Origin of the sequence: Actinokineospora sp. HUAS TT18, assembly GCF_051364635.1 — a bacterium.
Classification (GTDB): Bacteria; Actinomycetota; Actinomycetes; order Mycobacteriales; family Pseudonocardiaceae; genus Actinokineospora.
The window spans coordinates 3,519,555-3,540,294 of sequence record NZ_CP195645.1 but is presented as its reverse complement, the minus strand read 5'-3'; the positions used below and the strand labels follow the sequence as shown (position 1 = coordinate 3,540,294).

Annotated in this window: 10 protein-coding genes and 6 pseudogenes; 8 read left to right on the top strand and 8 right to left on the bottom strand. The window is 65.0% G+C overall.

The genetic code is table 11. From position 1 onward, the window contains the following. Nucleotides 1-52 precede the first annotated feature (52 nt). Complete coding sequence (locus tag ACSHT8_RS15670; RefSeq protein ID WP_436501753.1) at nucleotides 53-325, bottom strand: hypothetical protein; 273 nt, start codon at nucleotides 323-325, stop codon at nucleotides 53-55. A 961-nt stretch (nucleotides 326-1,286) separates the two neighbouring features. Between ACSHT8_RS15670 and ACSHT8_RS15665 the strand changes: the two genes are divergently transcribed. Beyond that, nucleotides 1,287-2,006 (top strand): helix-turn-helix domain-containing protein, encoded by a 720-nt coding sequence (locus ACSHT8_RS15665; RefSeq protein WP_436501752.1) that lies wholly within the window; start codon nucleotides 1,287-1,289, stop codon nucleotides 2,004-2,006. A gap of 250 nt (nucleotides 2,007-2,256) precedes the next feature. Here the strand turns inward: ACSHT8_RS15665 and ACSHT8_RS15660 are convergent, their stop codons facing one another. After that, nucleotides 2,257-2,862, bottom strand: a complete 606-nt coding sequence (locus ACSHT8_RS15660; protein ID WP_436501751.1) for a sigma-70 family RNA polymerase sigma factor — start codon at nucleotides 2,860-2,862, stop codon at nucleotides 2,257-2,259. Between the two features lie 1,368 nt (nucleotides 2,863-4,230). On the opposite strand from ACSHT8_RS15660, the gene ACSHT8_RS15655 reads away from it, so the two are divergent. From ACSHT8_RS15655 to ACSHT8_RS15635, 5 genes and pseudogenes are all read left to right on the top strand, one after another. Further along, a complete protein-coding gene (locus tag ACSHT8_RS15655; RefSeq protein WP_436501750.1) occupies nucleotides 4,231-5,286 on the top strand; it encodes an NlpC/P60 family protein in 1,056 nt (351 codons plus the stop codon). 1,358 nt (nucleotides 5,287-6,644) lie between these two features. After that, nucleotides 6,645-7,424, top strand: coding sequence for a transposase family protein (locus tag ACSHT8_RS15650; RefSeq protein WP_436495584.1), 780 nt, complete (start codon nucleotides 6,645-6,647; stop codon nucleotides 7,422-7,424). A gap of 49 nt (nucleotides 7,425-7,473) precedes the next feature. Next, a pseudogene (locus tag ACSHT8_RS15645) lies at nucleotides 7,474-7,626 on the top strand (helix-turn-helix transcriptional regulator); the annotation flags it as partial. Between the two features lie 70 nt (nucleotides 7,627-7,696). Beyond that, a complete protein-coding gene (locus ACSHT8_RS15640; protein ID WP_436501749.1) occupies nucleotides 7,697-7,915 on the top strand; it encodes a hypothetical protein in 219 nt (72 codons plus the stop codon). 551 nt (nucleotides 7,916-8,466) lie between these two features. Continuing rightward, nucleotides 8,467-9,639, top strand: coding sequence for a lytic transglycosylase domain-containing protein (locus ACSHT8_RS15635; RefSeq protein ID WP_436501748.1), 1,173 nt, complete (start codon nucleotides 8,467-8,469; stop codon nucleotides 9,637-9,639). 51 nt (nucleotides 9,640-9,690) lie between these two features. On the opposite strand, the pseudogene ACSHT8_RS15630 reads toward ACSHT8_RS15635, so the two are convergent. Together ACSHT8_RS15630 and ACSHT8_RS15625 are read right to left on the bottom strand one after the other, a co-directional pair. After that, nucleotides 9,691-10,395, bottom strand: a pseudogene (locus tag ACSHT8_RS15630) (IS256 family transposase); the annotation flags it as partial. A 66-nt stretch (nucleotides 10,396-10,461) separates the two neighbouring features. Beyond that, nucleotides 10,462-10,785: pseudogene (locus ACSHT8_RS15625) on the bottom strand (transposase); the annotation flags it as partial. Nucleotides 10,786-10,875: 90 nt separating this feature from the next. Here ACSHT8_RS15625 and ACSHT8_RS15620 point away from each other — a divergent pair. Beyond that, nucleotides 10,876-11,181 (top strand): hypothetical protein, encoded by a 306-nt coding sequence (locus ACSHT8_RS15620; protein ID WP_436502266.1) that lies wholly within the window; start codon nucleotides 10,876-10,878, stop codon nucleotides 11,179-11,181. 135 nt (nucleotides 11,182-11,316) lie between these two features. Here the strand turns inward: ACSHT8_RS15620 and ACSHT8_RS15615 are convergent. From ACSHT8_RS15615 to ACSHT8_RS15600, 4 genes and pseudogenes are all read right to left on the bottom strand, one after another. Further along, nucleotides 11,317-11,385: pseudogene (locus ACSHT8_RS15615) on the bottom strand (hypothetical protein); the annotation flags it as partial. Then, the gene (locus ACSHT8_RS15610) at nucleotides 11,372-11,902 is read right to left on the bottom strand and encodes a transposase family protein (RefSeq protein WP_436502079.1); all 531 of its coding nucleotides are present in this window, start codon (nucleotides 11,900-11,902) and stop codon (nucleotides 11,372-11,374) included. The gene ACSHT8_RS15610 and the pseudogene ACSHT8_RS15615, both read right to left, overlap by 14 nt. A 205-nt stretch (nucleotides 11,903-12,107) precedes the next feature. Beyond that, nucleotides 12,108-12,684 (bottom strand): annotated as a pseudogene (locus tag ACSHT8_RS15605) (IS30 family transposase); the annotation flags it as partial. A 60-nt stretch (nucleotides 12,685-12,744) separates the two neighbouring features. Then, nucleotides 12,745-13,220 (bottom strand): annotated as a pseudogene (locus tag ACSHT8_RS15600) (transposase); the annotation flags it as partial. Nucleotides 13,221-13,507: 287 nt separating this feature from the next. On the opposite strand from ACSHT8_RS15600, the gene ACSHT8_RS15595 reads away from it, so the two are divergent. Continuing rightward, nucleotides 13,508-20,215 (top strand): RHS repeat-associated core domain-containing protein, encoded by a 6,708-nt coding sequence (locus ACSHT8_RS15595; RefSeq protein ID WP_436501747.1) that lies wholly within the window; start codon nucleotides 13,508-13,510, stop codon nucleotides 20,213-20,215. Nucleotides 20,216-20,740: the final 525 nt, after the last annotated feature.

The window sequence follows — 20,740 nt, the reverse complement described above, 5'->3', positions numbered from 1 at the left end:
GAGCCCGCACCCACCAGGTGGAACCACCGATCCGGGCGCACTGCCGGGATGGTCAGGTGGCGGCGTCGAGGGCGGCCCGCGCGGCCTTGCGGTCGTCAACGACGTAGACGTCCTGACTCCACTGACCGGGCCAGGCGACCAACACAAGATCCTTACTCCCGGCCATGTCCAACAGGTTCCGCTTCTCCGGCACCGTCTTGGCCTGCGACACGACCCCGTCGGCGCCGACACAGATCAGCGTGACCACCCGGCCATCCCACGGCAGCCGGGCGGCCGTACTCGCGTCGCGTAACCCGACACTGGTGTAGGCAGCGAATCTCGGCATGGCACGGCACTCTATGCGCCCTCCCGCACGAGCGACACGGCGCCGGACCCTGGCACCCGCGCGGATCATGATCATGCCGCCCCGGGGTGGAGCCTTCGGGGCGGACGTCCAGGATCCTGAGGGTCAGTCCTCGGTGGAGGTGGCACCGGTGGTCGGAGTGCTGGGGCCGCTGGATTCGGCGGAGCCTTTGCGCGGGGCCCGCGGGCACGGTCGGCAGCTCGAAGGGCTTGCGTGGGGCGGCGTAGCCTCCACGCTTCTCGAAGCTCTCACCTTGTCGCGTCGTGTCGCGGGTTCGGTCGGTCATCAGTACCCCTCCGTCCTCGATCGGCCGACCGTGGCGGTCGACTCCCGCGCGACCGTGCCCGACGGGATCGTGCGGTCAGGCTCCCCGCTCGGCTTCCCGTATCGGTTCTCATCGGCCGCCTGAGCATCCGATCCGTCGGCGGAGCGCGCATCCTCAGGTTCGCGACGCCACACCTCCGGTGTAGTCACCCGGGGTACTTGTTGGCGCGACGGATGCAACTGCCCGCCCTGGATGCCGGTCACCCCCCACGGGTGGTCGTTGTGGAGCGTCGCTCTCAGCCCGGGCGACTCGATCTGATGTTCCCCCCGCGCCGTAGGGCGCGTCGACCACTAGGTCGACACCTACCTCAAGGGTTCCTGCCGAATGTGCCCACCGCGCACCGGCACCGCGGCGCGGTAGATCACATTACCGGCGGCCCGGTGCTCGCGGGACGGGATGCGGCTGACACCGTGTGTCCGAACAGGACAGACACGCGCATCGCCACGGAGAGCATGTGGACCGGGTCCAGCGACAGTGATCACCCTGTCGGCTCAGTGTCGGGGACCGTGACCACGGCGACGCCCACGCACCGCATCACCCGGCCAGGTGTCAGCGATGGAGGTGGAGCGCGGCGTCGGTGTTCGCCCAACCTAGGGTAGAGCGTCTGGTATCACCGGCGTGTGCGGCGTTTGGGCGCCTCGGGGGTCGGCCGCCTACTGTTCGTGGCGACCGTGTTCGGTCGGGCTCGACGGATGGGGTGGGTGTGGCGGCGGTGTCGATCTACGGCAAGTGCCTGGGTGTGGAGTTGTGGCGTGCCCGACACATCGCGGATGGACGTTGGGTGAGCTGGCTGACCGGGTCCGTGCCGTCACCGGGACCATGTTGTCGCGGCAGACATTGGCCTCCTACGAACGCGGAATCAGGTCGTGCACCGTGCCGCGGCTGCTGCAGCTCTGCGCGGCGCTGGGGGTGGACGTCGCGACGGTGCTGTGCGGGATGGAGGAGCAAGTGTTGCGGGAACGACGCGGCGGCAAGTCCGACATCGACGACATCGTGGTGGACTTGGACGGGCTGGCCGCCTCGATTCCGACCCGACTGGCCCCAGCGCGCGCCTGGGCGCGCAGCATGCTCGACCGCGGCCGGTTCCACACCATCGACGGATCGCGGACATGGCGACTCACCGACCACACCCTCGCCCCGCTGGCAACACTGTGCGCGATCCCTCCGGGTCGCATGATGCTGCTGCTCGGCCGCTACGTGCACCACCCGACCCGACGCCCACCCGTTACCGCCCACCGGGGCACCGACCCGGAACCCGATGCCCGACGCGGCCCCGGCGATCCCCCCGTGTTCGCGGTGCTGCTCGGACCCGACCACGCCGCGTCCGAGTCACTCTGATGCCGGGTTTCGTCCTCCGCCACACCAGGGGCCGAATCCATCAGGGCCTGTTTCCTGGCCGCGGATGAGTTGACCGCCGATGGCGAACGGGATGTCACCGGGTTAGCCTGGACGAAGGCCCACGGAGCATCCTGCGCCTCGACCGGGCCTGCAGACGGTGGTTCCGCGTCCTAACCCCCAGGGGTTCGGGACCACCGCCATCGTCGGACAACCTTGGTGTGTCCATAGTGGATGACTCTGGTGCTGCTCGTCAGCCCGCGACACGCAATGTCCCGGCATGCGGTTGGGTGTCGAGCATATCGGCGAGGTGGGCGCGCAGACGGTTGAGCGCCCTGTGTTGACGCACCCGGACCGCGGCGTCGGAGCATCCCAGCTCGGTGGCGACCTCGGTGGTCGACATCCCCAATCCCACACGCAGCCACAGCAGTCTGCGCTGCGGCTCGGTGAGCACATCGAACAGCTCGGTCAGCGCTTTGGCGTCCTCGGCGCGGATCGCGGTGTCCTCCGGCCCCGTCCCCGCCTCGTCGATCTCGTCCGCCAGGAAGGCCACGGGCTCGCTGCGGTCACGACCCACCCTGCGGCGGGCATCACCGACCTTGTGCGCGACCACCCCCAGCACCAGCGGCCAGAACGAGTCGGCGTCCAACTCGCGGCGGCGCATCATCAACACCACCGCCAGGCACACCTCTTGCGCCACGTCCTCGGCCGTGGCCAGCCGACCCTCCCACGCCGTGATCCGCCGCCCGCTCCACCCCACCACCCGGGTATACACCGTGGACAGCAACTCCTCCAGCGCCGCACTGTCCCCACCCCGCGCGCGCTCGATCAACAACGCGAACCCAGCCTGTTCACCCATGGCGACCTCCCCTGTCCCGCGCGCCGGCGAATTCCCAGTGCCCCTGCACGCCGCCGACTCATGTGACAGTGTGTGAGCAATTCACGGGATGCGCCTGCCCCACATGGGCGATAGACCACTGTGAGTAGGCGCCCGAAGCGTGCGCGGGTAACCACCCGTGCACGTCGCCCGCCTGCGACGCCCTCCCGCAATCCGATCGGAGCTTCGAGGCGGCGCGCGACCGCACATCGGTCGCGTCGCCGTGCCCTGATCGCGACACGATGGTGGCGAGGCACCTTAACGCGGGTCGAACAGGACGCTCTGCGGCATGCCACGTCTCCGCGGAGAACCACAAGATCGCCATTTCGGGTGACGCCTCACCCCGGGACGCACACCGGTGGCCACGCACCGGATGAGCCGATCACCGGTTCGTGGCCACCGGGAACGCCCCAACCACGACCCACAGTGCACGACCCACGACGCCGCCACGCCCGTTTCGCCGCCGCAGACGGCGAAACTCCCCGGCGCGGGGGAGGAACGCGATCATCCGCGCGGCCCGCCAGCACGCGACGTGGTTAGGGTTCGCGGGTCCGGCGGAGCGGGGCCGGGCGGGACGGCGGGACCGACATGGAGCAGGGGCTGTGTCGGATCCCGCCGTCCCATCACGTTTTGTGGCGGTCGCGGTGACCAACTGTGTCGCCGCAGCGGCCATCTGAAATCGAGGTGATCATCCGCGTCACGCTCGGCGCCTGCCCGCGTCCCACCCACAGTCTGCAGGTGCTGCGGCGCCCTGAAAACCGAACAACGCGGCCACGGAATCGAGCAAACGACGAGCAACCGGAACCGGCGGACCCACCCGCAAACCTGGACAACCCTCCACCTGGAAAGTCACCCACACCATCACCCTGCACCGCCTCTAAACTTAAAGAAGCGCCATTGGCGTCTGGGGTGTCCGCCGGACCGCATAAATGATCTCTCGCCCGAGACAACCAGCAATTGAGTAATCAATACTCAATTGCCCTCTGTAGCTAGCCGCTACGCGTGGGGGCACGTCACACTGTTGGTAATGAACTTGGGGTGCCCCCCGATGCGGCCCTCAGGCGCACACGTGAGTCTGGCGGTGCGCGCGTTAAGTCCTGTCCGCCTTGACGAGGAGGGAATCGTGGCGCCCGATACTTCTGGGTCGAGATGGTCACGTCGCTTGCGGGATGCGGCGCTGGCGATACTCACATCTGCACTGCTTTTGGTCGCGGCGTTGCGCTCATGGTCCCTAAAACTGCGCTTTGAAGTCGAGTTGGGAGATGTCGCTATCGACCACAAACAGCTTGACTCGTACCGGGACCACTTCACCTTGTGGGAGGCTGAGTTCGCCACGCCGGAGGGAACCACATGATCGGCTGGGCGCGCGCGCTCGTCGTAGCACCCGTGCTGCTCGCCACCGGCGCGTTGTTGGGTGCCGCCATCGACTCACCTGAGCTTGCGGGCGACGCCTTTGTCCCGCCAAGGTCGGCTGTGCCGCGCATTGAGCCATCCGACACCGACATGCATGGTCCTCGTCGGTGGCGTCTGGAACAAGAGTTGTCGGCACTGGAGAATTCGACTGATCCCCAAGCGCCCGAAGCAGCTAAGGATGCCGAACCCTCGACGGATCAGCCCATACGGTCCGAGCCAAGCTTCGCGGCGAACGGCTTCGTATCCTCGGCGGCCAATCATGGTCGAGCCGCGCTGATGGAGTACGCGTTCAGTCAGCGCGGTAAGCCCTACCAATGGGGCGGGACAGGGCCGGATTCGTTCGACTGCTCGGGACTCACCCAGCAGACATACCTTCAAATCGGGATATCACTCCCCCGGACGGCGCGGCAGCAAGCGCGCGTAGGCGCCTCGGTTGAACTCCGAGACCTCCAGCCCGGAGATCTCGTGTTCTGGGCTCTTCGCGATGAGGGGGCGGAGATAGTCAACCACGTTGGACTGTATGTAGGTGGGACAATGGTCATCCACGCGCCTCAGACAGGGGATGTCGTGAAGATCAGTCGGCTGTGGCTGGACGGCTACGCGGGCGCCAAGCGGATACTCCCGCGATCTGTGGGCGCCGCCGCGGTCGAAGTCCCGCCTCTCGGGCCGCCGAGCACATCGCCCAGTGAGGTCAAGGAAAGCCCCACCGCTCCCATACAGACGTCGGAGCCCACACGACCACGCGCCACAACAGACGAGGCAACCAGGTTGTCTGACCGTCCCAGCGAGCCGCCGATCACGGCGCTGCCAGCCAGCGGGACTCCGCTACCGACTCCGAGCGGTGCTGCTGGCAGCAGCCCAACAGCGGAATCGGCCTCTGAGCCGACCATCACCTCGGTTGGACCAACCCGAACTCCAACCACCTCCTCGGGATCGTCGACATCGACGACCAGTACCTCATCCGAGACAGAGACTTCTGAGCCCGCCAAGTGAATGCGGCGGTGGCTTGACCGCTGCCGCCCGAACTCGAGTAGCGGGCGACCAAACACTCGCCTTCGTGGGTCGAGTAGCTCAGTGCACAAAGGAGAAAAGGTGGTCGACTATTGGTCGCCGCGGTGGAAGGGCCAGCGAGGCCGACTCGAGGTTTGGTACACCACGCTGACTGATCCACACACGGGTACTGGCATCTGGCTGCATCACGAACTCGTGGCTCCCACGAACGGAGACGCCGCCCACACGCTTGGCTGGATCGCCGTATTCCCACCCGGGCAGGTGCCCGCCCTCAGCCGCTTCGGTCCCACCCCGTACGCGGAAACCACGCTTGGCCGGAACCTCGTCTTTCAGGCAGGACCAGTGGAGCAGAGCCGTCACCACCTGCGAGGCAAGACTACCGAGGCACACTGGGACGTCGCTATCTCAAGTCCTACCGAACCTCTACTCACCTTCCCGGCCTGGGCGTGGCGGCGGTCGCTTCTTCCGGCCGCGCACGTCGTGCCCGCTCCAACCGCGAGGTACACGGGCTATGTCCGCTGGCCGGGCGGCGTCCTGGATCTCGTCGGCGCACCGGGTGCCTCGGCGAGGATCTACGGACACGGCAACGCTCAATGCTGGACGTGGCTTCATGCCGAACTGGGTGGTGGGGACGTCTTGGAGATCGTCTCCGCCGTGGCCCGTCGCCCGGTTCTGCGGGTGCTCCCTCCAGTTACGTTTCTTGCACTCCACCTCGACGGCGAACGCTGGCCCAACTGCGACCCCCTTCTCGTCGCGCCTCGGTTTCATACCGAGGTCGATGGACTGACGTGGTCTGTTAGCGGGAGGGTCGGGGAGCGGCGGATCAACGTGCGTGTGAGCCAGCCCGTCGTTGGCACACTTGCCGTCGCGTATCGTGATCCTGACCGCGCTCCGGCCACGTGCCGCCACAGCACTCGCAGCGACGCACATGTCGTGCTGGAGCGACGAACGAAGGGTTCGTGGCAAATGGAGCGCGAGTGGCACGTAGTGGGTACCGCCCATGCCGAGATCGGTGACCGGGCTTGAGTTGCGCGTCGCGTTGAGTCGGCTGCCCACTCCCGACCATGTACAGCATTGCTTTGACGATTGTCACTATAAAGCTGAGACTTGGAGCTGCCGCGGTGGCAGGTCGCGCCCACACGGAACTCGTCACCGCAGGAGCCCGCCCACGACGTGTCGGGCTCACTGAGCCCATTTCATCCTGAGGTGGATGTGTTGGTGGGCAAGACTTCTGGTGATCACGTGTTGATGGCCGTCGGCGTGGCGGCGTCTGGGCGTGGCGAAGCCCCTGGTAGCAGGACTTTCGACCAAGATCGTCCAGTTGCGCCCAGGGGCTTCAGATGTTGTTCTACCGTGCCGCGCTGCCCGTGTCGCATGCGACCCTGACTTTCGTGTCCGGCCTGATCCGCGCCCACCGCGCTGAGATCGGGTCGCGGTGGCGGGTGTTGAACCCGGGCCAGCAGGCCCTGCTGGTGCTGGTGTATCTGCGCAAGGGTGAGCCGTTCGCCGAGGTCGGTGCCGGGTTCGGCGTGTCGACCACCACCTGCTGGCGGTATGTGGACGAGACCGTGGAACTGCTCGCGCGGCGGGCACCGAAGCTGCGGACCGCGCTGCGCACGGCCAAGCGGGCGGGCGTGGCCTACGTGGTGGTCGACGGCACGCTGATCCCGATCGACCGGGTGGCCGCCGACCGCCCCTTCTACTCCGGCAAGCACAAGATCCATGGGGTGAACCTGCAGGTCATCGCCTCACCGGAAGGGGCGATCTTGTGGGTTTCGGGCCAGTTGCCGGGCAGCACCCACGACACCGCCGCGGCTCGGATCTGGAACATCCTCGCCGCCCTCCGCGACGCAGGGCTGATCGCCCTGGCCGACAAGGGCTACCACGGCTACGACCCCACGGGCAGGCACGTGATCACCCCTTACAGGGGTCGGAACAAGCCGGAATCGCAGAAAGACGCCAACCGCGCCCACGCCCGGCTCCGCGGTCCCGGCGAACGCGCCAACGCTCAACTCAAGACCTGGCGCATCCTGCGCAAACTCCGCTGCTGCCCACGCCGCGCAGGCCGACTGGCCAAAGCCATCCACGTCCTACAGAACCACGAGACCACCAGAGGATGAAATGGGCTCACTGGGCCCGACACACTGACCCAGCGGACGCCGTGTAGCGGAATTGGCTGCCCAGCATTTCACCAACCGAGAAATCGCACAAACACTGTTCGTGACACCCAAGACGATTGAGGTTCACCCAGGAAATGTCTATCGCAAACTCGGAATAACTAAACGTCGTGAGATTCTCGGAATAATGATGGAAACCTCCTAAGGGCGCGTCTCATGTGGATCTTAATGGCCGGTTCTGACATGATCTTGTGTCGTGGACAGTAGAAACAGATTTGGATGACATCGAAACCGGAGTATTGTCATCTGGTCATGCGAGCCTGGGCGCGCTGCGTGTGTTCTTCGACCAGGTAGGCGGTCCAGGCATGAAGCAGGCGCGTTCCGCTCTCGGTGAGCACAGCTGGGAACCACCCATCGGCGCCTGCGCGATCGGCCAGGTCGACATGTCCATCTCGGCGGAGTTGGAACAGCGCAGCGAACAGTCCCTCGGATAATTCGAGGCTGCGGTGTCGAAGGACTCCTGAGGCCGAAGTGCCAACGATCTCGCCGCAGTCCACTGCGCGAAGGGCGCCCAGCAAGTATCGCTCGAACCACAGCTTCGCCACTGATCACCATCCGGTACTCCGCCAACGCTCTCGCCCGAGCACCGCGCAATGGACGCCATCCGCTCGGTGCGGTCCCAGTCGACAATCCAGCTTGCGACCAGATCCAGTCATTAGGGTTCGTCCCTGGGCGTGCCCCCAAGATCAGGTGTGTCGACAGCACGATCGGGTCCGCACTTCACCATTGCCCGGATGACGACCAACACCGGCGGTCGAACTTGGGGGAGTGCTAGGGCTGGACCCCTAGTGCGACCGTCGCGTTGGAAGTCCAAGGTTGGAGTGTCCAGCCTCACCGCAGATTGGCCGACGTCCAAGTGCATTCCAAACGTTCGTCATCGGGAGCGTCGACGCGCTGGCGCTACCTGACCAGTGCCGCAGCATTTCTATGCGTAAGCGTGGTCAGCTCAGCAGGCTCGCCGTCGCACTGGGATACTGGCGGCGAGTTGGGTGGAGCGCGATCGGTCGGTGCCGGACTTCCTGGCCTGACCGATCCTTCGGAAGTCAGCGCGGACGGCTCGCTGCCCGAGACCGTGGTGATCGGCGCGGACATCCTCGCGGCAGGACGCAACCCGGGTGTGCTGAACTTCGGCCCGGGTACAGCGCCGAGCGGTCCGCTGGGCATCCCGGGCGCCATGCTCGACGCCTACATGCGCGCTGCGCAAACGGTGAACGCATCGCTACCGGGCTGCCGCATGGAGTGGTCGCTGCTGGCCTCGATCGGCCGCATCGAGTCCAACCACGCCCGCGGCGGCCGGGTGAACTCCAAGGGCGACACGGCCGCGCCGATCCTGGGTCCAGTGCTCAACGGCGGAGGCTTCGCCGCTATCTCCGACACGGACGGCGGCCGCTACGACGGCGACAACCGCTGGGACCGCGCGGTCGGCCCCATGCAGTTCATCCCTTCCACCTGGAAGGGCTACGCCTCCGACGGCAACGGCGACGGCGAGACCAACCCCAACAACATCTACGACGCCACCCTGGGCTCAGCGAAGTACCTGTGCTCGGGCGGTATGGACATGTCTAACCCGGCCAACCGCGCCGCCGCCGTGTTCCGCTACAACCACTCCAACAGTTACGTGCGCACCGTTCTGTCCTGGGCCGACTCCTACGCTCGCGGCGTGACCCCGGTCCCGACCACCCCAGTGCCGCACGTCAGGGCGATGGCCGCGCCGCCCGCTTCGCCTAGGCAGGCTGTTCCGGGGAACACTTCCACTCCGCAAATCCCGCCAAGTCCGAGTCCTTCCCCGACTCAGATGACTACCACGATATTCACCACTGACTCGACCACCATCCGCCGCCCAACGACCGCGACTAGCGCCGAGCCGACGACCACCACCACCCCGAGCCCTACCGAGCCCACCTGCCCGACGCCCCCGGCGCCGCAGACCGCGACCCAGCCCAGCCCGGCCACGTCGACCACAGCGGACCCGTGTGCACAGACCACGACCCCCGCCCCGCCGACAACTGTGGCGCCGACCACCACTTCTACGTCGGGGGCGATCGGGTCGGGTATCCCGATCACTCCGACGTCAACGATGAGCACGCCATCGTCCGCCGCGAACGCTAGCGAACTCTCACGCCCGATCGCGGCGACATCTCTGTTGCCCACGGCTTGACACCTGGGAGTGTCAGCAATCTTGTGGGTGATGGTGTGATCACCCTGTCGATTACTGCGCGGTGAGCCGGTCGCCGTAATACATGGCGAGCGTGTTCAACTCTTGTTTCCACCCTACCCGTTCGGCCGGTGATATTGGAACGGTTCTTGAGCGGATTCTTGATCACCAAATACAGGGCCTTGAGTGCGGCCTGCTCATTGGGGAAGTGTCCGCGACGCCGCGTGGCCTGCCGGAACCGGGAGTTCAAGCTCTCGATCGATTGGTGGTGTAGACGAGTTTCCGTAGCTCCGGCGGGAACGCCAGAAATGGGGTGAACTGCTCCCAACTGTTGCGCCACAGACGGATCATCGCCGGATACTTGTCCTCCCACTCGGCACAGAAGTCGGTGAACACGGTTTCCGCGGCCTCGGCGGTGGGGGCGGTATAGATCCGCTTCAATTGCTTGGTGATCGGCGCCCAATACTTCTTCGAGGCGTAGCGCAGGCTGGCCCGCACCAGGTGCACCACGCACAATTGCACCGTCGCGGCCGGCCACAGCGTGGTGATCGCCTCGGGCAGGCCTTTCAGACCGTCGCAGGCGACGATCAGGACGTCCTCCACGCCGCGGTTCTTCAGGTCCGACAGGTGATTCAGCCAGCCCTTCGCACCCTCGCCGCCGGTGCCGACCCACATGCCCAGCACGTCACGCTCACCAGCGAGATCGATCCCGACCGCCACGTAGATCGGCCGGTTCGACACGGCACCATCCCTGATCTTGGTTCTGTCGCCGATCTTGTGATCGCGGGGGTCAGGTGTGGATGAGGCGTTTCGGAGGAGGTCGAGTCCGGCGCGGCCGAACATCTGTCGTTTCAGCATTTTGAGGCGGTTGATGGTGCCTTCGACTGGGCCGGAGCTGTGAGGCAGTGTGAGTCCATTGCGGACGGCGTCGAGGTCGCGGCGGAGGAAGTTGGCGAAGGACGCGAGTGGTCGCAGGGTGTCGTTCTCGGCGGCGGTGATCCAGGTGTCGAGACGTTGGCCTTGCAGTCCGGTGAGCATGGTGGCGAAGTCGCGGACGTGGGTGACGAGTCGGTCCAGGTCAGGGGATCTGCGTCGGAGTTTGCGGAGTTGGGCGGTGTCGTCTCGGGTGAGGCGGTCGGGTCGAGTCATGATCCAGGTGGTGATCTGCCGGACCGAGGGCGGTTTCGGCGCCGGGACAGGCGCGTGCCCCCTGCCGTGGCGGAACCGTCGGAGATAGCGTTGAACAGCCAGTTCGCCGCCGGCGTAGCCGTGTTCGGTGATCTCGCGGAAGAGTTGGGTGGCGTTGCGGTGCCCGTCGTTCCACCGCTGGTGCAGGTATTCGACGTGCGCGTCGACGAGATGGGCGCGTTGCTCGGTCTTGGCGATCAGCTCGTCGATGGAGGCGGCGTTGGCGAACTTGCGGACGGTGGCGGGGTGCAGATCGAGTTGACGTCCGACCGCGGACTTGGACCAGCCCTCGCCGATCAGGTGCCGAACCGCGGCGTAGTGCTCGCGCATCCGGCTGACGATCTTCTTCTCCGATGACCGTTGGATCACCAGCGGAGGCTCCGTCGAAGGTTCCGGGGCTGGGGTCGGGTCGGCCAGATGCGGCCGCAACACGTTGACGGTCTTCTCCACGACCTGGCCGAGGTTCTGCCAGAGATGGAACCGATCCGCGACCTGGATCGCCTGAGGGGCACCACTTCGAGCGCCTTCGGCATAGCCGCGGGCCCGGTCACGACAGATCACCGACACCAGGATGTTCCCGCAGCCAGGACACGAGCCGGTCGCCGTCGCGGCCGTCGAACATGTCCAGCGGTCGACGGGTGTCAAGATCGATCAGCACGGTTGCATAGCGGCGTCCTCGGCGCAACGCGAAGTCGTCCACTCCCAACACCTTCACCAGGGCGAGAGGCTCCTCCGGGATGGCTTTGACCAGCCGCAGCAGCGTGTCCCGACCAGCGACCTGGCCCAGCGCCGCGGCCAGCCGGGAACCGGCACGGCCCGCCAACGCCAGCCCGATCGCGGTCAGCATCGCGCGCAGCTGCGGCGTGTGACGGCTATGGGGCCTGGTCAGATCGGGCACCTGCTCAGCGAACGTGGCCGCCCGACAGGCGTCATTGAGACAGCGGAACCGGCGAACCGCCAACCGGATCACCACACGAGCGCCTCCGACGCCGATGTCGGCCAACCGCCTCGAGTAGCGGCCATGAACCGTGGCCGAGGTCTGACCACAGCGGCGACAGGACGCCGACCTGGCACGCACCCGCGCCGTCAACCCGACCACCCCGTCACTGCGATCGACATGCTCGATGACCAGGGCAGACAGGTGCGGGAACAGCCGCTCGAAACCACCACATGCGCACCGCGACCATGATCACAGACCCCCGCGATCACAAGATCGGCGACAGAACCCTGATCTTGACGTTGATAGCGCCGATCAGCACAACCGGATAAAGGGGCGGCGGTTTCTAGCGAACGTTGCGAATCGTTCGTCGTTCCAATCGTCGCATGAATTCGGTCGGACTGCTGTCGTTGAGGCAGAGACGGGGACGGTCGTTGAGTTCGGCGGCGACCTGCTCGAGCTGGTCGCTGGTCCAGGCGCTCAGGTCGGTGCTCTTCGGAAAGTACTGGCGCAGAAGACCATTCGTATTCTCGTTGGTGCCGCGTTGCCAGGGAGCATGCGGGTCCGCGAAGTAGATCCTCAGCCCGGTCGCCGCACGCTCGATGCGTTGGTGGTGGAACGTTTCGTTGCCCTGATCCCACGTCAGGGTTCTGCGAAGGCGGGCGGGAAGACGTGCGAAGGTGGCACTGAGTTCGTCACCGACCGCCAGCGCTGAGTGTCCATTTGGGAGCCTGACCAGCATGGTGAGTCTGGTCTTTCGCTCGACCAGGGTTGCGATCGCCGAGCGCTGCCCGGCGCCGACCAATCAAATCCCCTTCCCAATGCCCAACTTCCCGGCGGGAGGCGACACCCGCTGGCCGGTCGTGGATCGACCGCATCGGCGTGGACTGCTTCAGTGCGCCGTCGCGAGACCGTCCCCGGCCGCGTCGGTGCCGGTAAGCGCGGCCAGTGCGCTGGTTCCCCGGGGCAACTGGAAACCGTCCGCGATCCAATGGGCGCGCCTGCCACGAATTCAACTCCTCGACCACTTTGTCGATGATCTTCGAAATCAACTCCCGCGGCACCTGCGCGTCATAGATATCGGCCAAGTGCGCCTGGATCTCGCCGGTGGTCAACCCCTTCGCATACAGCGAGATAATCGTGTCGTCGAATCCCTCGACCAGACGCGAATACTTCAGCACAATGCTCGGGGTGAATGTTCCCTCCCGATCCCGAGGGACATCGATCCGAACATCACCGACATCGGTGCCCACCGTCTTCGATGACGAACCGTTCCGCTCGTTCGACCCGAACTTCCCGGCCGAGTCACCCTTCTCATAGCCGAGGTGATCGTCCAACTCGGCGTTCAACGCCGCTTCCGACACGCCGTTTTCGTCAGCTGCCGCAGCAGCCCGTTCGGGCCGACCAACGACACGCCCTCGGCGCGCGCCTTGTCGATCAACTCCCGCGCGACCCGCACGTCAAGATCGTCACCTGCTGTCGATCCGGCACCCGAACCGGCCGCCGCGTCCTTGCCTGCCAACCTCGATCCCTTCCAACCGGGGCAACCACTCCGACATGGTCAAGATCACCCACCACCCACAAGATCACGGACAGTCCCTTTACGACTCAGACCCACGGTTGTCAAGTGTGTTGAGCGTTCATCAATGGCGGATGAGTATCCAATGCTCATGTCACGCTCTGCCCCCGCTGTCACAGTGCCGATGGGGATTTGTCCACGCTTAGTGATGCCGAGATTGGATTGCGATGATCTTCAAGCGGGATCCCGTGCAGGAGTGGCTTGTTGGTTCGCCTGGCGTGCCGCGGCGGTCGACGAAACGCGTCTTGATGGGGCTATTGGCGTTAGTAACGATGTTCTCGTTGGTTGAGGTGGTGCCGTGGGCTGGCCAGGAAGCCCGGGCCGCGGATCTCGCGCCGCCGGGGATGCCCAGGGGGTGGGCTGCGTTGCCGGGGATCGTTCCGGCGCAGGGGAAGACCGGTGTGTTGCCGGGCTCGTGGGATGTGACGTCGAGTGGCTCGTTCGCGTACTCGATTCCGTTGGATGTTCCGGCTGGGCGGGCTGGTATGCAGCCGTCGCTGTCGCTTCGATATTCCAGTCGTGGTGGTGATGGGCTTGTGGGTACAGGCTGGTCGCTTGCCGGTGCGTCGTCGAGTGTGACCCGGTGTGACAGGTCGTTGTCGACCGAGGGGAAGGTCGCGCGCGTTACGTTCGGTCCGGGTGACCGGTTTTGTCTGGATGGGCAGAAGCTGGTTGTCAGCGGCGGGCCTAATGGGACGGGCAGTGCCTACGGGGGCAACGGCACTGAGTACCGGACGGAGACCGACAGTTTCGCGCGGGTCGTGTCCTACGGGACCAGCCCGGATGGGCCGGATTCGTTTGAGGTTCGGACCAAGGACGGTCAGATCATGACCTATGTCTCGAGGACCGCCACCCGTACGCAGTCCGATGTGTTCTGGTCGGGGCTTGCCCCGAAGGCGGGCGCTGTGGCGACCCATCAGCCGCGGGTGTTGTGGTTGCAGCAGAAGCGATCGGATCGGTCCGGGAACGAGGTCAGGTTCACCTATCAGAACGTGGCAGGTACCGCCGGGGCGGAGTTCCTGCCGACGTTCGTCTCCTACACCTTCAAGGGTGTGAACGACCGAAGCTCGTTGGGCTCGCGGTATGTCCAGTTCGTGTACGAGGACAGGCCCGACAAGTCATTCGGGTATGCCAACGGCGTGAAGTACACCCAGTCCCGGCGGCTGAAGTCGGTGAAGATGTTTGCGCCGAACCCCGGTGCGACCGACCTGGTCTGGCAGTACAACCTCACCTACCTGGCCAGCTTGAACAACCGTAGCTTGCTGTCATCTGTGGCCAAGTGCGCACCGAGCGGGGCGTGCATGCGAGCGAAGGAGTTCGGTTGGGAGTCTCCTGTTCAGTCGGCGGTTCCAAGTTTCGCGGAGTCTTACCTGGGGAACATGCCGACGGTTGTCGGGCAGGTTCGGCCGCCCACGATGAAGGTGGCCGACATCGACGGCAATGGTGCCGACGATGCCGTGTACACCTTGGGTGGGACCTCTGATGCCGACTCGCCCGTGTGGGCGTTGCTCGCCAAGCGGGATGGCGCGACGGGTGCGGTGTCGCCGTTGACTGATCGCCTTCTGCTGACCACCGCGATGCCCGAGTGGCCCAACAACGTGAAGTTGGGCGACTCACGGCCGATGGACCTGGAGGGCGATGGTGCCACCGAGTTCGTCGCCCAGTATTCTGACGCGTCCGGCACCCACGATCGGGTCATGCGGTGGAGCCCGCTGGCCAAGAAGTTCGTCTCCAGTGGCGTGGCTGTCGACAATCCGATCGACACGAACTTCGGTGACTTCGACGGCGACGCGCGCCTGGACTGGGCGACGGCTGACGTTCCCAACGCACTTGGGAAGTCGTACTCGGTCCGGCTCAACACCGGTGGCGTGTTCGGTCAGTCCAGCGCGTCGAAGTTCATCACCTGCAAGGACGGCGCGAGGGTCACCGACATCGATGGCGATGGCCGAGCCGAACTGGTCGGTCCGCAGCGCACGGCTGGAGGAAAGTGCTCGGATCTGGTCTACGCGATGCGGCTGAATGATCTTGGTATTCCGACTGTTGACCCGGTGTCCTACATGGACCAGGACGGCTCCGTCCATTTCCGGTCGTTGCCCCAGGTCAAGGGGTATGCGCCGCTGACCGGCGACTACAACGGTGACGGCCTGGAAGACTATCTGCTTCTTCCCATCAACTGGAATGGTGGCTGGGACCGGCCAGGAGCGTTGTTGTGGAACACCGGTAACGGACTGGTGTTGGACCCCACCGAACAGAACATCGGTCACGACGCCTACGCCGATCTGCGAGTCGCCGATGTCAACGGAGACGGTCGTGACGACCTGGTGGCGTTCAACACCAACTACACCAACGTCCTCGTGTCCAAGGGGAACGGGGCCTGGGAGTGGGCGAAGGTCGCCGGTGACGGTGGAACCCTGCACGAGAACTTCGGTCGTGGCACGTCGCAGGTCGGGGACTTCACCGGTGACGGCAAGCCCGACATCGTCCGGATCTCACAGAACCGGCTGTTCTTGCTGATCAACAACGGGTTCCAAGGCGACCGCATGCGGCGTGTGACCGACGAGGGCACCCAGTGGCCTGCTCAGACGGTCACCTACTCGCCGAACTGGACCGACCACATGGAGCGGCTGGCCGACTACCCCAGCGCCTATCCGCTCGTCTCGACGCGTCGAAGCGTCTGGGTGGTCCGACAGGTCGAGTCCCGCGACCACTGGGTCAACCCCTACGAGGGGCAGGTTCTCGCCCCCTACCAGCGGTACTACTCCTACGAGGACCCAGTCGTAGACACCCGTGGACGTGGGTGGCTCGGATTCGGTGTGATGCGTGTGTGGGACCCGCAGCGCCCGATCGAGACCATTACCACCTTCGCCCAGCACAGGACTCAGGTCGAAGGCAAGTACTACCCGTTCGCCGGGCCGGACACAGTGACGACGGTGGTGCCTATCCTGACCCAGGCACAATTGGCCGAACCCACCAAGCCACAGCAGGCGAAGGCTCGAGTCAGCAGGGTTCGCTACATCAGCGCTTGGCGCCACCCTTCGAACCTGCAGGGCGTGTACCAGTCTTTCGTGCCGCACACCATCACGAAGGACTGGGACCAGCAGGTCACACTGCGATGGGGTGCCCTCGTGGGCACCAACGCCGCGGAGCACGTCGGCGGCGTGGTGGAGCCGAGCAACCCGGCACGGCAGATCGACCGTGGTGTCAGCGTCGATCACTACGGCAACACGATCGACGAGCAAACCAAGACCACGGGTGGTATCACCGAGACAGTCCACACCGATGTGGAGAACCGGACCGCGGAGTGGCTTCTTGGGCTCCCGCTCCGGCGAACAGTGAAGCGGGAGGAACCGGACAACACCCCGGCAGCGGTGACTCGCACCTACTCCTACCACCACGACGACCGCGGGCGGTTGGACACCACCTGGATTGAGAAGGACAGCCCGGATCCGGACGTTCGCTCGATGAGTGCCGTGCACTACGACGAATGGGGCGTCCAGGACACCGTTACCGTTGTCGCGGGCGATCCCGCGAGCCCGGCACTGCCGCCACGGGTGACTCACATTCGCCATGACCCGGTGTTCCCGGGCCAGCCGGACGAGCGGATCCACCCGTCGCAGGTGTGGACCGAGCATGACCAATCGCAGTACCGGCCGACGACCTGGACGGCGACGCATCCCGCGCTCGGTGTGCTCGTCGCCTCGATGGATGCCAACGGTGTCCAAAGTTCCGCGACGTATGACCAGTTCGGCAAGCCACTGCACACCACTCCTGCCGTCGGCGCGGGTACCGACTTCACCTACGACAACAGGATCGACCTCAGCGGTGGCATCAACGGCGCGGTCATCACCGCCACCAGCGGGCCAAACGTGGTGCAGACTGTCACCGACGCCCTCGGGCGGACGCTTTCGTCCAGCAGCAAGGGTTTCGACGGCGCGATGCATGGCTCGTCCACGACCTTCGACCACCTCGGGCGAGCTGTGACGGTAAGCGGTCCATCTCCGATCGGAACGACCTCGTTCGTCTACGACAGCCTCGACCATCTGCTCACCACAACCGGGCCTGACGGCAAGGTCGCCCGCAACGAGTACCCCTCGATGTTCGAGACCCGCTCGTTCGACCAAACTGGTGCCGAGACGCGCTCGGCGGTCGATGTGGACGGCCGCGTGACCACGACGACCCAGATCAACAGCTCAGTGAGTCCGGCGCAGAGCCTGGCGACGAAGTACGAGTACGGGCCGTTCGGCTCCACGGTGAAGATCATTGACGCACAGAACAACGCGTTGTCCTACGAGTACGACGTGCTCGGGCGGCAGACCCGATCACAGGACCCGGACCGCGGCGAGGTTAGGACCTCGTATCACGGAACCGGTGAGGTGGACACCTCCACTCACGTCGGAGCCAACGTCGCCACTACCTTTGGCTACGACGACCTCGGCCGCATGACGACGAAGCAGAACGAAGACGGCGCCACGACCTTCGTCTTCGACACGGCGGCCAACGGCATCGGCAAGCTGGACTACGCCGACAGCCCCGACAAGATCCGGGTCGCCTACCGGTACGACCAATTCGGCCGCCAGGTCGGGACCGATTACAAGGACACCGACTCGTCGTCGCCTGACTACAACAAGGTGAGGAAGATCGACCGCGGCTTCGACACCGAGGGGCGTCCGGCGACGCTCACCTACCCGGCGTACTTCGACGACGCGAACACCCGATACACGGTGACTACCGGATACAACGCCCACGGCCATGCCGCCACCGTCGCGAACGGTGCCGAACAGCTGTGGTCGGTTCAGGCCCGGGAGTACAACGGCGCGCTCGACACCGCGACCCTTGGGACCGGTGCCGCCGCTACAACCGTGCACAACGTCTACTTCAACGGCACCGGTCGGCTGCAGCGCACCACGGCAGTCAAGGGACAAACCTCATTGCAGGACCTCGCGACCACCTACTTCGACAACGGTCTGATCCGCACCGAAACCGACGCGGTTGACAAGACCACCAGCACCTACTCATACGACGCCGTGGGTCGACTGACCGAGTGGCTGCTGAGCGCTGCGGGCTCACCGGACAAGAAAACCAACTACACCTACGACCCGCTGGGCAACCTTGCCCGGGTGACCGGCCCACAAGGCTTTGAAGACCGTGCCCACGGCACGACCGGTGGCCCACACACCCTCGGCAACATTGACTCGACGGTTAACAACGCAGGCATCACAGGATTCGTTTACGACTCCCGCGGACGTCGAACCGGCACCAAGAGCGAGGGCGGGCAGACCCTCCAGAACATCACCTACACCAGCTTCGACCTGCCGAAGACCGTGACGAAAGACGGCACCGTCACCCGCTACCGCTACGACGCATTCGGCAACAAGACCGTGGAGTCCTCCGGAGCCAACCGCACCTTCTACGTCCCCGGCTACTACGAACACCGCACAGAGTCCGGCGCCGAGAGCGACATCTTCCACCTCGCCGGCACCGACGGCCCGATCGGCCAGGCCGTCCACACGCCAGGAAAGACCACCATCGAGTACACCCTGACCGACACGCGAGGCTCCACCACGACCGTCATCGACAACGCAGGCACGGCAACCAACCGCATGCGCTTCGAACCGTTCGGTGCCCTCATCGACACCGCAGGCGCCCCGACCGCCCTGACCGGCGACGTGACACGCACATTCACCGGTCACGAACACGACCGCGCCACAGGGCTGCTCAACGCACGCGGCCGCATCTACGACACCACGAACAAAACCTTCCTCACCCCCGACCCCGTCGTCGCAAACAAACACGACGGACTCGCCTACAACCCCTACACCTACGTCCGCAACGACCCGGTCAACAACACCGACCCCACCGGCTACACATACAAGAACGACCACGCCGCCATCTCTCAGCGCTGGTGGGACCAAGTCCAGGCCGATGCCTTCATGGAGTTCGTCAGCGCAGGCGACTCCTACTACGACGGCGGCACCGACGGACTCGCCGCCCACCAACGCACCGCACTCTCCCGCGCCGAAAAAGAATACTTCGACCACGTCCGCGCCGACCAAGACTTCGAAAACGCCAAACGCGCCGCACAAGCCGCCAAACAAAACGCCACAGTCCAAAAATCCGACGCGACCACCAACAACCAGGTCGACGACGTCGCCTGGGAAGCCGCCAACGCCACCGCCGTCGACACCGACCCCACACAAGAAGCAATCGCAGGCACCACCGGTGAAATCCGCATCCTCGAATGCCTCAGCAGAGACGACAACGGAACCGAATGTGGGAATCAGTCGGCAACTGCGGGTATGTTCCTCGGGTTCGACGACCAGACGCTTGAAGCGAAACATGAAGGATGGGTCCGGCACGCCAGTTCCCAAGGCAATCCGGAATTCGAACAAGTGATGACCGTCGTATGGGCAACTGTTCTTGCGACGGCAACGGCAGGGTTCGCACTCGCAATGCTCGAAGGAGCTGCGCCAGCTGTAGTTGTTTCCGGTGGTGAGACAGCTACGGCTGCGGGAGGTGCCGCTGCCGGGTGTGCGGCATCGGGGAGGTGTCAGCAGGTTGCGCAGCAGGTGGGAGCACAGGTGACGCAGGCCTCGCGGTCATTGCCATCCGCCGCAGAAATGGTACGTCGTTCCGCGCAGGCCAAGGTCGATGTGGCTACGCACATGGTTGAGGAAGCCAAGTGGTGGCTAGACAGCGCTCAAGACGCAAAGTTCCAGATCTCCGAAATGGCCCGGCCGGGCGTGAATGCAGCGCAGGACTACCAAAATTGGGCTCACGTGGTAGATGTCTATACGAGGAACTATGCTGTCGCAATGACGCGACTTGGTGAAGCGGAGGCAGAGCTAGCCCGCGCGACAAGGGCGCTGGTGAAGTAACGTCGTCACATCGTTGTTGTGGCCGCAGGATTTGTAATGCGGTCGCAGCAACGAGGGCGCGCGTGCGATGAGCTGGCCAAGTCCGGCGGTTGGTACGGTCGTGCCAGCCGCCGGATTTCGTGCGACCCCAGTTGATCGTTGGTGAATTTTTCGGTTGTCATTCCTCTTGTGGCAGATAGATAATCACAAGCGAGGGTTTCAGTTGATTTGTGCCCGATCGCCGACAAGCGGGTTGTCCAGTCAGTGCGCCGAAACCCTAACGCCTCGGCCGGGGATGGTCAGCCGGACAGCAAGTCTGGCGAGTGGCCGACCATCACGACTTGCACACAGTCGCCCTAATCAAGACCACCAACGGCGCCGTCGTCCACCACGGCATTGGACACCGGACTCGGGTACAGGTTGGTCAAACGGCGATGACTAACGTAATGCGCCGCCTTTTGACCAGCGGCCTCGGGAGATCCGGCGGCTGCAGAAGGTACTCGACGGACGAATAGCGCCGTTGTGTCGGCCGAACAGCTTCTTGAC